This window comes from Aetokthonos hydrillicola CCALA 1050, from assembly GCF_017591665.1.
GTDB lineage: Bacteria > Cyanobacteriota > Cyanobacteriia > Cyanobacteriales > Nostocaceae > Aetokthonos > Aetokthonos hydrillicola.
Genome location: NZ_JAAKGC010000009.1, coordinates 59,736 through 74,266, shown reverse-complemented (window position 1 = coordinate 74,266; position 14,531 = coordinate 59,736). Strand labels below are relative to the sequence as shown.

General features: G+C 42.3%; 11 protein-coding genes and 1 pseudogene. 6 read left to right on the top strand and 6 right to left on the bottom strand.

The window, feature by feature from the left end; all coding sequences use genetic code 11:
• The first annotated feature begins 21 nt into the window (after window positions 1–21).
• Window positions 22–255 carry a hypothetical protein gene (locus G4P69_RS06795; RefSeq protein WP_208339115.1) on the top strand — a complete coding sequence of 78 codons (234 nt, stop codon included), beginning with the start codon at window positions 22–24 and terminating at the stop codon, window positions 253–255.
• A complete protein-coding gene (vapC, locus tag G4P69_RS06790; RefSeq protein WP_208339116.1) occupies window positions 252–662 on the top strand; it encodes a type II toxin-antitoxin system tRNA(fMet)-specific endonuclease VapC in 411 nt (136 codons plus the stop codon). The genes G4P69_RS06795 and vapC overlap by 4 nt, the downstream gene beginning before the upstream one ends.
• A gap of 395 nt (window positions 663–1,057) precedes the next feature.
• Here the strand turns inward: vapC and G4P69_RS06785 are convergent, their stop codons facing one another.
• Complete coding sequence (locus G4P69_RS06785; RefSeq protein WP_208339117.1) at window positions 1,058–1,609, bottom strand: DUF192 domain-containing protein; 552 nt, start codon at window positions 1,607–1,609, stop codon at window positions 1,058–1,060.
• A gap of 99 nt (window positions 1,610–1,708) precedes the next feature.
• The gene (locus tag G4P69_RS06780; RefSeq protein WP_208339118.1) at window positions 1,709–3,364 is read right to left on the bottom strand and encodes an ATP-binding protein; all 1,656 of its coding nucleotides are present in this window, start codon (window positions 3,362–3,364) and stop codon (window positions 1,709–1,711) included.
• A 182-nt stretch (window positions 3,365–3,546) separates the two neighbouring features.
• On the opposite strand from G4P69_RS06780, the gene G4P69_RS06775 reads away from it, so the two are divergent.
• On the top strand, window positions 3,547–4,119 hold the full coding sequence (locus G4P69_RS06775; RefSeq protein WP_208339119.1) for a PDDEXK family nuclease: 573 nt from the start codon (window positions 3,547–3,549) through the stop codon (window positions 4,117–4,119).
• 147 nt (window positions 4,120–4,266) lie between these two features.
• Here G4P69_RS06775 and G4P69_RS06770 read toward each other — a convergent pair whose 3' ends face one another.
• Complete coding sequence (locus tag G4P69_RS06770; protein ID WP_208339120.1) at window positions 4,267–4,809, bottom strand: hypothetical protein; 543 nt, start codon at window positions 4,807–4,809, stop codon at window positions 4,267–4,269.
• A 145-nt stretch (window positions 4,810–4,954) separates the two neighbouring features.
• Entirely contained in the window at window positions 4,955–5,671 is a 717-nt protein-coding gene (locus tag G4P69_RS06765) for a siphovirus Gp157 family protein (protein WP_390691846.1), read from the bottom strand.
• Between the two features lie 440 nt (window positions 5,672–6,111).
• Between G4P69_RS06765 and G4P69_RS06760 the strand changes: the two genes are divergently transcribed.
• From G4P69_RS06760 to G4P69_RS06750, 3 genes are all read left to right on the top strand, one after another.
• Window positions 6,112–6,411, top strand: a complete 300-nt coding sequence (locus tag G4P69_RS06760) for a hypothetical protein (RefSeq protein ID WP_208348882.1) — start codon at window positions 6,112–6,114, stop codon at window positions 6,409–6,411.
• A gap of 536 nt (window positions 6,412–6,947) precedes the next feature.
• Window positions 6,948–8,798 carry a helix-turn-helix domain-containing protein gene (locus tag G4P69_RS06755; protein WP_208339123.1) on the top strand — a complete coding sequence of 617 codons (1,851 nt, stop codon included), beginning with the start codon at window positions 6,948–6,950 and terminating at the stop codon, window positions 8,796–8,798.
• 546 nt (window positions 8,799–9,344) lie between these two features.
• Window positions 9,345–12,647, top strand: a complete 3,303-nt coding sequence (locus G4P69_RS06750) for a plasmid replication protein, CyRepA1 family (RefSeq protein ID WP_208348879.1) — start codon at window positions 9,345–9,347, stop codon at window positions 12,645–12,647.
• A 152-nt stretch (window positions 12,648–12,799) separates the two neighbouring features.
• Here G4P69_RS06750 and G4P69_RS06745 read toward each other — a convergent pair.
• Window positions 12,800–13,679, bottom strand: a pseudogene (locus tag G4P69_RS06745) (hypothetical protein).
• 328 nt (window positions 13,680–14,007) lie between these two features.
• Entirely contained in the window at window positions 14,008–14,442 is a 435-nt protein-coding gene (locus G4P69_RS06740) for a hypothetical protein (protein ID WP_243902126.1), read from the bottom strand.
• Window positions 14,443–14,531 lie beyond the last annotated feature (89 nt).

The window sequence follows — 14,531 nt, the reverse complement described above, 5'->3', positions numbered from 1 at the left end:
ATATCCTTTGGATAAACAACAATGCAAAGTATAAAATTACGTTCTCGTGTCGGAAAAGATGGAGTATTACATCTTGATCTTCCAGTAGAAATGACAGATACAGAAATCGAAGTGACAGTAATAATTCAAAGAGTTACACCACAACAAAGGGGCTGGATGCCTGGTTTTTTTGAAGAAGTAATTGGCGGTTGGGTGGGAGAACCACTACAAAGACCAGAACAGGGAGAGTATGAGACAAGGGAGCAGCTATTTTGACTTATCTTCTTGACTCGAATGTTTGCATTCGCTTGATAAATAATAGCAGTCGAGCGGTAACAACTCGACTTGCAGCCCAACAGCCAGAAGATATTTATGTTTCCACGATCACCCAATTAGAACTTTATTATGGTGCGTATCGTAGCGCCCAACACTCAAGAAATTTAGAAATATTGCAACGCTTTTTTAGTCAATTTACTATCATATCCTTGGAGCCAGAAACTGCAAGGGTAGCTGGGAGAATTCGGGCGGAATTAGCTGCTATAGGTAAGCCAATTGGTCCCAATGATTTACAGATTGCGGCTATTGCCGTAGCGAATAATTTAATATTGGTTACCCATAATGTTCGTGAATTTAATAGAGTTAATGGATTGCTCCTTGAGGATTGGGATCAGGAAGAGGCTTAATGCCTACAAGTCTATCAACTCTTTCCTCCGCCAGCCGTCATGTGTACAGACGTACCGTATTGAAACGCACAATCTGAGTAGGGGTTTAGAAAAAAATTCTGCCGTTTTTTGAGATTATTTATTTGAATTCTTCTTAGGCATTTGACTGTTCTTTCTTTCACTATAAACAAGAATGTAAGTAAAACTATTAATGAAAACGTTTATATCGATTATTTTAATGTTAAGTTGAAAAATATAGTCGCGATCAGAGAAAAATAAATACAAACGAGCAATAATGAAACACCTTGAGGGTAAAGAATAATCCCGCGCTCTAAGAGGATGTTTGAGCATCGGGAGTATGTCACTTAAACAGTCTTCGCAGCAGTTTCCACCCTAATTCATCAAAGGCGGTTAGTTCATTTTTTGATTTGAATAGTAGTGCCAGGTTCAATCCCTAGTTGTTTTGCAGATCCTGCATTAAGTTCAAGTACCCGGTCAACTGGCGTGGTGGAGTAGTAGAGAGCACAAGGCTCTTTGTGGCAAGGAGGGGTGTTGGTAACAACTTTGTCGACTGAACCGTTTGGCTGGATAAAAATGATATCTAGGGGAATTTTGACATCCTTCATCCAAAACCTTACTTTCTGAGGCTTTCCTATCTCAAACAGCATCCCTCTGTTCTGTGGCAACGATGAACGGAATTTAAGTCCATATGTTAACTCTTGTGGACTCTTAGCTACTTCCAGTTCAATTTTTTGATCTCCCACTACTGCAGTCGCGCTTATGGGTAGTTGTCGGGGAGAGCGTGCTGCTAAAGCCAGCAATGTCAGCAGTATCGACCCTATGGCTAAACTGAAACCTGCTAGGGGACCAATTATGTTCAAGTATTTTAGTAGAACTTGGGGGGTATTAAGGGAATTTTTCGCTCTAGGTAGAGTTGTTGCTTGGGATGTATGTGGTGCGTTGTTCATTTTTTGTAAGAATGCTCTTTGAAAACTTTGTGGCTGATGCCCACCTGATGAAAACGGTTTAAGCCGTTTACGGCTTAGTCATAAATAATTGTGAATGTGTCAATTGCCAAATATATCGACGTTGCCAATAGCGTACTGAGAGGAGTCTATGGGAGATGAGGGTAATCCCTGAAGATCAGCCTTGTTCCTTATACTCTCCACCCTGTCTGCTTCCCTAATTGCCAATGGATTCATTTGCCGACGTTCTTCTAAAAGAGTGGTAACAGATATAGACAGTGGAGGCAGCTCCTTTTGTGCTGGTACAGGTATGTCTTCTGGAAACAATTGGCAGAAGGCAGTTGCTGCTGCTCTCTCTACAATTGTCTGTATCTCCGCCCCCACACAGCGGTTAGTTTCTTTGAGCAGTTGGCGCCACTCTTGTTGGGTGTATGGATCTCCATTAAGGAATCTTTCATCGAATCTAGCACCATGCAGTTTGAAAATAGTGTGCCTCTCTCCATAGTTGGGCAAGTCTACTTTGTAGATGTAATCAAATCTTCCTGCCCTTGTAAGTTCTGGTGGCAACCATTCCATGCGGTTAACACTGGCAATCACAATTACATCACTGGTACGCTCCTGCATCCAGGTTAGCAACTGTCCTGCTAATCTTCTGGCTAGATCATCATCTCCAGCAAATCCTTTATCAAAGTCGTCAAAATAAATGACAACTTCGTTAAGACTGTCTGCTAATTTCAGTAGTTTTTTCAGTCTTTTCTCTGCTTGGTTGCCATAGCTTCTAAAGTTGCCCCAATCTACTAGAATGAGGGGTACAGCCAAGATTTGGGAGCATACTTTAGCTGCATGTGATTTACCCGTGCCTGGGGGACCTACTAGCATTATGCCCTTAGGAACTCTTAGTTTGTAAGCTTTGGCAAGGGGGCTGAAAAGTCTTTTGAATTTCTTAAAAGCTTCTTGCATCAATTCTAATCCCCCTAATGGAACTAATGGGGGTGGAATAAACTCTATTTCATATAGTTTGTTAAGTAGATTTATTTTGTATTGCAATAGCTTTTTAGCTATTTCTTCTGATCCCTCGTCATAATAGCCACTAATTGATTTTAGCCCTTTGAGAAAGTCCGAGATATATAGCCCAATACCACTACGAGCAATACATAGCTCATCCATTTCACTAAATGTTGGTGGGAGAAATCCCTTCGCTTCCTCATTTAGAGCTGCTAGAAGTTCTAAGGTATTAGGGAGTTCTTGAGTGAGCAGGGGGATTTGGGCTGCAAGTTCTGGGTGCAGGTCAGCTTGTGCTCCTAAGACAATAGCACATTTAATTTTACTCTCGCCCCATTTGCTGAGGGAGAGATTCAGCAAGTTGGATTTTACCCACTCAGACAGTAGGAAGAACTGAGTTTCTTGTGGCACATTTGCACTAATCCAAGGGTATAGGTTCTCTATGATGAGTACTCCCTCCCCCTGATAATGTTCCCAAAACTTCAATACTTGAAAATGGTCTTTTGAGTCTTTTACCAGTGGTGGCGTGTATTCCTCAAACTTTGTGAGATTTATCTGCCCACCATCGAAATACTTAACTTGTTGAATAGTTTCCTGTCCCAAATTCCATAGGTAGCATTTAGTCTCTATTTTTGAGCAGCATTGGGAAATATATCTTAGAACCCTATATCTTTCTTGTAAGGGAGACTCACAGATAATTACAGGCTCTGCTTCCTTAATTAGTTTAAGAAGTTTGTCAAAGAAATTTGGTGACATCTTATATCTGTAGCTTTTTAACAAAAATCTTAATTGTGCTTTAATTAGATAGCTAGTATTAAACTACGTAAAAATCTATATCATTTGATAGAGAGGACTTTTACAGGAAAAATAGATTAGGTTGCAGTTTTGCTTGGGGAATGAGTGTTTTTAGGATAGTGGTGTTATTTTTCAAGTGCAGTATGGCTAAGTCAACTCCTGTCTACCCCATTCTCTTCATTCCCACCTTCTCCAATCCCAAAAACCTGTTTCCTAAGATAAAACCTACTGGAAGTGGCACTGCTCCTGTGGGTGCATCTGAGGAGCAGTTTGGGAAAGTGCTAAGGCTTTATTTTAGTGATTGGGTGCGAGCGCAACAGGAGATGCTACCAGATGGTCACGAGCATCCTTACACCGCTGATTTTTTGATTGTGGAACCGATTACTGGACTACATTTAGATATTGAGGTAGACGAGAGCCACTGCTTTTCCACAGGAGAACCTACCCATTTTATTGGGGATGATGATTATAGAAACAAATGTTTTGTAGAGGCTGGGTGGGTAGTGATTCGTTTTGCAGAGGAGCAAGTGGTGAGCCAGCCTACAAGGTGCTGTCGGTTTATTGCAAATGTATTAGCTAAAGTTACTGGTAATACTGGCATTACTCAGCAGTTTGCGAATGTTCTTCCTGTCACCCCTATGAAGCAGTGGTCAAGACCACAAGCAGCCTCTTTAAAGAAAAAGAAGTATCGTCAAAGGTATTTATCCGCTAAGTGATAAGAAAAATACTGTATTTTGAGTATCAAATTAGTAAGAGAAGTAGTAAGTCGAAAGTAAAGCCTATTTCTTAATTTAACTTTCGACTTCCAATTTCCTGTTAAAGCTTTTAGGATATCCAGGTATTCACAACACCTGAAGACTCGTCTATGCACTCAGCTTTTGTTCCAATGCTGCCACTATTTCAGCCTTACGTAAATCTCGCTTTTTACCTGTTTTAATATCCGTGACAGCGTCTCTCCATCTAATTCCCATTTTACTGCATTCTTTTCGTAACTGCTGTAGAGTCATTTTAGAAAGAGCTACTTGTGGGTTAGCAGAATTTATTGACTTTGAGAAATTTCGTAATACATGTAAATCAATAGGATTATCTTCATTTACTTGTGATAGTAATATTGGTTTTTGTTCCTCATCTTTGTATGTATTATTCTTGAGGGATACCGCCGAATGATCATCTGCTAATGCTGTTTTGCCTAATAGATTCAGTTGTGAGTACCGTACTTCTGATACTTTCAATCCTTTCTTGTAAGCCACAAAATTAATGGTTTCACAGTAACAATGAACAAGGTGAAACAGATAGTTACTATGTGGAATACTGCCGTCAAAATTTCTTGCGCGTTCATTTGAAAAAATCCTGATTTTTAATAACTGAACTTGTTTGTAGAGATTGCCAGCTTCAGATCGTTTCACGCATTAGCTTGCTAATATAGTTATTCAGTTAAATTCTATTGAGAATAGCTTATTCCATCCTCTTTATGCTATTACCTAATTGTGAAAATAAGTAAGCCAAGTAGCCTTAATACAACTTGGCTTTTATGCTAGTCAAATAGTGAGGTTATTTCTTCTGGGAAGAATGCTTAAATCTAACGTGTTTACCTACTTCAATTTCTGCAATTCTACTCACATCACGACCTTGTTTGTAAGCTTCTATAATTTGTTTGGTGAGTGGACGATATTCCACCCGCACTTCTCGAAACTCTTCTGGAAATTCTGGATCTTCAGGTTCAACCTTCAGTAAAACCTTGGGAGGATTGTTTTGAAAAGCAATTTCTCTCTCCACACCTGGATTACGATTTTGAAGTACACCATGCTCATTGAGGAACAGTAAGTATGATTTGAGAGATTCAAGCTGTTTCTGTTTGCGATTGATGGCTGCTGTGTGCAATTCAGTAATTGCCTTAAGGCGGCTTTGCCATACTTCTATGTCTAGTTTCAATTGGTCTGCGACATAAGCGATGGCATCGATTTTACGTTCTTGAGCACCTTGCATCTCGAACAGTTGTTGGAGGATCTGTTCTACGTAACCTTCTTCTTCTGAATCTACCTGTTCTAGCTGTTCCCAAAGTTTGGCAGCTTCTAGAGAAAGTTCTTGAAGAGTGAGGTAGTTAATGTTTTGTTCGATATTTGTTGCCATATTTCGACTATTAATAACTGTTAACTGCCCAATAGTGAGCAGGTATTTATTTAGTACGCGCTGTACGCCAGATGTAGGTAGTAGGATCTCTCGAAGGCTTCTTCTTGTAGCATTTCTAATTCTGAGTTTTCGGTGCATTTATGCTGTTCAGTAGCAGGGTTTGAATTATGTGTTTCGTTTTGGAGTTGTGGATTTTTTACGAGTATTTTACTTGAATTTGAGGAGATTGTTGTCATAGATTTTGCATTTTAGTCATTTTCTCCTTCATGGGCGCGTAGCGCATTTTTTTTGACACTCTTCTGCCTAAATGTGAGGAGATTATTAAGAGGATGTTTTAAAAGTCAAAGCGAGTTAAAAATTATGCTAATCGCTTGATACGGAATGCGAATTATTGCGATATAGATAAAAGTTTCTGAAGTTTCTGGTTAATAGCTCATAATCCTTACTCAACCGCCTGCACTGATTGAGTCACCCAGACGTTCGTTCTACAGCCCCTTATAGTAGGTAAAGGCAAAGTTGCCACCACATCACCCCAGTATAAAACTGCTGCTAGGGCTTTGGATCGGTTTATTGAGGAGTTGAGAGAATCTACAAGAGCGTCTTATCCTCTCATCTCTGCCCCAGATGGAACAGCTGCCCCACTGGTGGACGAGGCAACCAAAAAGCTAGAGGATAAACATTATACACTAGACGAGTACTACGCTGATTTGAGACAGATTGCTCACCGAGTGGGCTATAGGCTTTTCATAGACACTACCACCCTTGGTGGGAGCAGAGAAGTATTTATTGTAAACCCCCAAGGCAACTCAAATGAGCGTATAATCTCAACACAGGATGTTGGTGAAGTTATTGGTTGGTTGAGAAAGCAGGATTTGTAAGCTAATGAATACTATTCCTACTTTTACCCATTTTTTAGATTTTGATATTCAATACTATAAAGATGGTATTGAACAGATCAAATCGCTTGATTTTGACGGCTGGATATATGATGAAGGTAATTAATTATCACGACAATGAGAATGATTGTGGCTTTGCATTTGGCTCTTGGGGAATGGATAGAGAAAGCATTACTCAAAAAGATGCTTACTTATGCTGCCAGGTGCTACTTTATCAAAATGCTACTGGAAGAGTAAGAAGACGTAAAAAAAGCAGCAGATATAAATCGGCACACCTCCATACCTGCCACGTACAATACTCGCGCCACGAAGCTTTTCAAAGATTATGTTAGACCCTGATACTCTAGCTTCTTTTAACCCACATTGCGCACTTCAAAATGAATTATCCCCCTTTTCAAGAAAAATTCTTAATAATGGTCAAACTGTTAAGTATTAATATTTAAATCCATTCGAGTTTATGTTCTTTATTTAACCATTGCTAGTGAATTTTTGGAAATCTACGCGTATTACATGGTGAAGTGCGCAATCTAGGTTTTAAACTTACAATAATCCGTTTGCTAGAAGAGTTTCTCAAAGAGAGAATTACCAAACTAGACCCTGATGCAAGACTTGAAGAAGAAATTATTTTCAATAATGCTCGTCAGGAAGTAGACTCCACATTCTTGGAGAAGTATCTTCAAATTCCTGATGAATTCTGGGATTTGAAATATGAATGGTTACAGCTAGCTCACAAACAGGCTCAAAATAAGAAAGAATTGCAGATTTTTTTAAATTCTGAGATTCAGCCATATCTGGATTTATTTAAAGACATAGAAACCGATAAACCCCTATTTATATCTAAAATAACCTCCGACTCAGACGAGTCTGATTATAGTAAAAGTAAAGCCAATTTGAAACACAGAGTTGGCGACACTGTGTTTCAAGATCTCGATTTTCTAACTAGGCTGTGTGCGCTTCGAGTTACTACTGAGCTAATACAGGAGATGGACTTGCACAACCTTAGTTTGTCAACCCTAAAAAATCTATTAGGGGGCGCGCCAAAACCAGTCCCAGTCACTGAAGAAAGGCTAAGAGAAATTACAGGCTTACCCACTCCAGCACCTCTGAGGGCTGGTGTAGAATCTCACTATCGTCCCGATAAATGGAAAAGAGATGCCAACAACTACGGCGTTTTTGAAGCGGCTTCTAAGACTAACCCCACAAATCGAGTAGAAGTTTTCATAGGCGGGGAAAAAGATGGTGATATCTTGGCATTGGAAGCCGCTCGCCAAGTCATCGATTTGATGGGAATTGACGCGGCAAAACTTCAGTTAGTTTTTGCGGCTCACGCTTTCAACAAACACCACCTTTTTAACTCTAAATTCAGTTTGAAAGGTAAAGAAATTATTAAACAAATAGGTTGGGATAAAAAACATCGTTTAACTAATTCTGAAAAACTTGCTGAACTTGCTAGCATTGCCTTTCATATAGGAAGGATGTTAATGCAATGTACCTGGGTAGAAGGCAAGCCAAAGGGTAATAAAGTCGATGTTAGTGTTAGCGTTTCTCCCCTGTGGGTGGTTGAGGTAGATGCCAGAGGACAGAAGAATATATTCACAGGAAAAGTTGATAATCCTGACGAAGTTTATATTAATGTTAGTCCCGGTCCTTGGACAGAGAAATGGCTAAATAGGATGGGATTCAAAGCGGGGTTTGCCCTGCATCAATTTGGCTGGCTAGCCACAGAAATATTAAAAATAGACCCCTACCATGATGAACTGGCGCTAAAGCTGGCAATTCACCTAACAATGGTTAGCCGCATTAAGGTGCAGGATAAAAACCAGTACGAACACAAAGTTGGAACGCTGTTAGAAGCCGTAGAGCTTGAAGCCCGAATTAATGCAGCCCGTCAAGAGAAGCGGGAAGCTTACAACCTAAAGCAACGATGGGATAATGCCCTGACTTTATTGATGAGTATGGGCTGGCGGGTCATCTTTGACGATACTACCTACCCAGAATGGTTGAAACCTGATAGCCAAGCAGAGAAACCTTCTGATTGGAAAAAAGAGAAAATCATTGACCGACTGTGGAAAGCAAAGTTGACCATTAAACCGCCTGATCCTATTCCTACGCTGCTAGCAGCTAAGACTGAACCATTACAACTGAAGCCAGTTGCACCCACCAAGTCAGAACCTATATTAACAGGGACTGATATCCGGAAGCAAAGGGAAGCCAAAGGAGTAAGCCAAACAGCTCTAGCTGAGTGGGCGGGTAAAACCAAAGCTTGGCTGTGCATGGTGGAGAAAGGCAAACGAAAGATAGGCCCGAAAGAAGCAAAAGAGCTTTGGGCAGGTATTGACTTTTTGGCGAATAAGTCAGCCCAACCGTGAATTTACCTTCCCCCAATAGAATTTGGGATGGTAAAACCCAAGCCCCAAGAAGATTTTAGGATTTTAAATCAGGCAAGCTGTGCCCCCATAGGGTTGTTAACGCCGTATGGGGTAAATGGTGAACAGTTGTGTTAACAAAAAAAACTTGCAAAAAATGGCTTTAAACCTTTGTGGGGTAATATTTTCAGCGGTTAACAAAAAATGCCCCATCGGGCGACCAAAATGCCCCATCGGGCGACCAAAATGCCCCATCGGGCGACCAGATTTTTTTGAAACTATTGCTGTATAAGGGTTTCAGCCTGAGTTAACAGCCTGATCAGTTTGATCAGTTTTGATGGGCGCACCAAGTGCCTGTTGCAGAAAGTGCTTTATTCGTGGTTATTCCTATGCCGAAATAGCCGCCGTGAAGATTTCTATACACAGAACAAATGCATCCAGAGTACTCATTCAGTTTCAACAAAGACATTTAGCGCCTTCGCTGCCCCCTTTACCTAGACCCTTAAGCGCACCCACTCCGGTGTGCCAGATGTAGAGGGGTGAAGACTGATGGAATTAGAGCTATACCCCAACGACCTAACAGAAGCTGAATACCGCGAACTAGCCGAACTAAGTGCCATCCATCCCGCCCTGATCTCGCGTAACTTCATCCACATAGCAGGAGAAATAGTTTTCTCCTACCTGTTTATCTCCGGTGCTATACCCCGCAAAAATGCGGGTCGAGTCACGGATGGCTTCTTAAAGCAGTACCAGCACGCCGCAGACGGTGGACTGTGGATTAGTGGGTTAGATCCCCAAAACAATTGGCAACCGATGGAATGGGGGCGCTTCAAGCCTACCAATCCCCGGATTGATTCAGAAAAAGGCAAGCCTGTCAAGTACGAATCTCCACCCAAAACACCCAACCGCGTCACCTACTTCGATGTCCCCGACTGTATCTGGGATCTAGTGGCGCGACGGTACAATATTAAGCGGTATCATTCTCCCCTAGCCCTACGCTTACAAGATAAGTTGCATCCACTTAATTTTTGGGAATGGGTACAGTTTAACCCGGAAATTCCCGTAATACTGTGCGAGGGGGAGAAAAAAGCCGCTTGTTTGTTGAGTCAGGGGTTTGTAGCTGTAGCCCTCCCCGGTATCTGGAACGGGCGCGTTGGTCAAAGGGATTTCGACGAAAGGTTACACCCTGACTTGTTGCCTTTAGCACAAAAAGGGCGCAAGTTTATTATCCTTTTCGATTACGAAACAAAACTTAAAACTTGCTGGTCTGTTTATCAAGCAATTGTTCGTACAGGCAAGGCAATCGAGGCAGTTAGCTGCATTTGTGAGGTAGCACTACTACCGGGACCAGAAAAAGGCGTTGATGATTTTGTTGTCTCTCGCGGCGAAGATGCCAACACACTACTTACCGCTATCATCGATGATGCCAGGGCGCTCAAAGATTACCAACGCGCATACCACCAAAAACGCAAAGGACTGAGCGAGAAGTATAAACCACATCTCGTAGTAAATGTCAAGTATTTATCCCAAGCGGTTAGATTACCACAATCCGGGCTGGTGGTATTATGCAGTGACATGGGTACGGGCAAAACCGAATTACTGAAACGGTGGCGTGACGAAAATCCAGAGCAACGATTCCTTAACAACGGGCATCGGGTGAACTTGCTGAAAAATCTGGCTCTACGCCTGCAAACCGAGATGTACTCTGACCTGGGTTATGTGGGTTTAGCCAAAGCTACTGCCCTGAGTATTACCATTGACAGCTTACATAAACTAAACACCCAAGCCCTCACCTATGGCTGCGTGTTTATTGACGAAGCCTGCCAGTATCTAACTCACCTACTCCACAGTAAAACTTGCAAAGAACATCGGGCTGCCATTTTGGAAGTGCTGGAATACATAGTGTATAGTGCACCACTTGTTGTCCTTGCCGACGCCCACATGGATGATGTAACGGTGGACTTCTTCAGGGCAATGCGTCCTCATGGTGAAGAACCGTTCATCATTAAAAACGAGTGGAAAAATGGTGGGCGCACTGTTTATTGGTATGAGGGTGATGATAATAGCGCCCTAGTTGCCCAGATTTCAGCAGCGCTCATGGCTGGGTTGAAAATCATGGTGGTTTCCGACTCCAAGCGCTTTGTTAAAAAACTTGAACAGTCGCTCTGTGTACCCCTAAGGGTGGATGATAATGACGCTACTTCCTGTTCCCTCGGGCTGCGGGTGTGGTCTATTCACTCAGACAACTCTGGCAGTGAAGAAAACGTTGCCTTCATCAAAGACATAACTAACGCTGTAAAGGGTCTAGATGCCCTTCTAACGTCCCCTAGCCTGGGAACTGGGGTGGATATACCTGATTATCATTTTGATGCGGTTTTTGGGGCATTTCACGGGATTTCGCAAACAGCTACCGAATGCGCCCAACAACTGTACCGCTATCGCCCAAAAGTGCCGATTCACGTTTGGGTAGCTCCCAAACCTCCCTTTGGCTATAAGGAGACCAATGCTACCAAGATTAAAGAACGGCTGCTACAAACAAACGAAATGACGGCTTTCTTGATCCGGATTGACCGCAAAACTGGACGAAGAGGTGCTGAAAAAGACTGGGCGTTGGATGCTTACGTACATATTATGGCGAAGCGACACCAATCTATGAACAATTTGCGCTCTGATTTACGTGAACTGTTGACCGAGATGGGTAACAAAATTATACCTATGGGGGCACAGTCGGATCAACTAGCCTCTGAGCGTCTAAAAAATGCCGCAGCTGCTTTGGACTACGCTTATTATGCAGCAGTTGCCAAAGCCAGTAGTATCACGACTAGTGAGTATCGTCTGCGTACTAGTAAAGATTACCTCAAGCCAGAAGAAGTTTTTGAATGTGAGAAATTCCGCATTCATGATGCATACGGCATGGAAGTAACAGAGTCGTTGGTAGAAAAAGATAGTGGTGGGAGACTTATTCGGGCGATCTCTTCTTTAGAGGCAATTCTCTCAGAGCCAGATGGTATAATAAAAGATTCTCGCACCGGACTGCAATATCCAGCACCACCAACAATCGTGGCAGAAAAAGACCGTCAGGAGCGATTTCACCTACCGTTGTGCATGGACTGGGGCAATTACTCTGCTTCTTGGTTGGCTAGGTATAATTTGGGACTGCATGACATTATAGCGCGCTTAATCTCTGGTGAATCCGTTACTGCTCATGACCCCGACTTGTTGAGAATGACCGATATTGCCAAATATTGTGCGCCTCACGTTAAAGCGATTCTTGGGTTCACGGTTCCCCAGAAATGTGAACCAATGTGGCTGTTGGGGGTGCTAGTTGAGCAACTGGGACTAAAGCTAGTTTCCCGCAAAAAAGGCTCGCGCGGTCAACAAGTTAAATATTACTCGTTATCTCAAGAGGAATTGGATTTTGCGCTCGCGGTAATGAACCACCGCGCTAATAAGCGTGCGCTTAAGGAAGAACGGGCGCGTACTGCCACCGAGTCACAACAGCAATATCAGGCTGCGTTCCAGTCCCAGTACGGGGTTGCGCCACCACATGACTCCGTATCCACCCCCCCCCATAATGGTATAGGGACACCCCTAGGAGAGGGGGTGGATACAAAGAGTGAGACCCCGAAGAATGGGGATTTTGAACCCGATGACGGCAAACCTACCCCCATACGAGCTTGTGTGGAACTACTTAGGGCGGGTATTGAGCATGGGGTAGAGGCTATTATTGCGATCCTCCAGTCCTGGACTACGGAGAGGCGGTGGTGTGCGGTGCTGCTGTTGGGGCAAATAGCAGCCCACGAACTACGGCGATTGGAGCAATTAGTGCCTCAATTTTATGAATGGCTGTAGTCAGCCAATTTACCTAATTTAAGACCCCAGCGCGTCTCGCGGAGGTATCTTTTTTTAAGTGGCTACAACCACAACTAAAGTTCTCAAGCAATTTAACCTGCTTGAATGCGTGAATGCGTGAATTGTTTTGTCAGGAACTGACAAATTAAATATTAAGGTTGTCTACCAAACCTAGCAATTAATTCCGACCGTGACAACTGCATGAGTAATGGGGTAAATTCTTCTGGTGGCAAAGCTAATAATGGTTCAATAATTGCTTGAAGTTCGTTATCTAATGAACCAAAGCGAACTTGTAGTAAGTTTTCGACAACAAGGCGTTCACCTTCTAATTTGGCTTGTTCTCTGTCTTGCTGATAAAGTGGTGCTAATCTCATAACTAATTCCCTATCATCTTCTTCTGGGTTTTGAGCGGCTACTAAGTTCTTCTGCAGGTTGTACAATAATTCTAACGCTACTTGACGAAACGGATGAGTTGCTGGTAGCGCAACGAATTCATCAATTGCCTGATTTTGTACTGTCCCCCGACCAAGAATCCTCAACCACAAAGTTTCTGGAGTTCTTGGTAGTTGGTGAATGGCAACTATAGCTGCTCGCAGAGTCTCTGGCATCAAGTGTACTTCCGACACCCAATCTACTCCTTGTGTTGCGCCACATCCCGATAACACCGTTGCAGATGCTGTGGGTGTGAGAATCCATAACTTTGGGATGGCCGATTCAAGAAGAGAGGTTTTATTTCTCTTGGCTTCTCGCTGTAATTCACCCCTAATTTCTAATAGTTTCAGAAGACAATCACAAATTTCGTCTTTGGATGCAGCATTGCGAAAGGGTTCAAAAATAGCGGGGGTCGCTGCAAATCTTCCTAACAATCCCAATGTTTCTATACTAGTATTTTGTTGTGGTGAAGGAGCAAAAAAAACATCAATTTCTCTCATCTCTCCTGCCACGCGCTTGGGGGAAGTGTACTTCTCCATAATGTTTTAGTAATTCTTCAAAATAATCTTTGGCGAATTAGTCATGAATAAATCGAGTCATTCAATTGGATTTATGGGTGAAAATGAGGGGAATTACTGAAGAATATTTTATCATTTTTAGCAAAAGTTATAATGGAAATAGCCTGATTTTTTACTTGAATGAATTGGAGACGAAACATTAATAAATCGCAGTTTGGTTGGATGATGAAGTAGTGATTCCTGGTAATGAACGGGAGAATACAGTAATTAATCATACACAGCAAGCGGTCGAAGCAACCTGAAAATATCTCACCCCTATTTCTAGCTATCTTGAATATACAAGCAGCTAGAACAAAGGGGTAGATGTAGTCCATTAGGAACCAAGATAAGGCAGTGCAGTAAGCCCAACTTCAGTCAGTTGTCGTAATCCGATAGATTTGACGCAACTCAGAAACTGTGCTGACTGTTTTTATCAGGGCTAAAATTTTCCTTAACTGTTCAATATCTTCGATTTGGGAAATCTCTGGCAGTAAGCTTAATCCATCACTACCAAATTTTATGTCCAAACTTGTGCCAATACCTTCTAACACCCCCAACCTAATACCACTGCGCTCAAAAGAAGTAACATACTGCATACGCTGTTCAGCCTCCAATTGTTCAACTTCCCGCTTAAATTCTGTCTCCAAATCCAATGGTAGCGTTAGCATCCAATCGATAAAAGCCAACAAGTTGAGGACGTAGGAGAGCTCAAACCCCATCGAATACAACCGTCGAACCAAAGCCAATTTTTGCTGCTTGCGTTGTAACCTATCGTTGCGGGTTTGTATTGCCGCCAAATGTGCCATCACCACTATGGCAAGTAGTATTTGGGATGAGATCCAAAAAGTTATTGATAGCCTCGATGATTGCTTGCTAGATATTAGTTCTGGCTTTG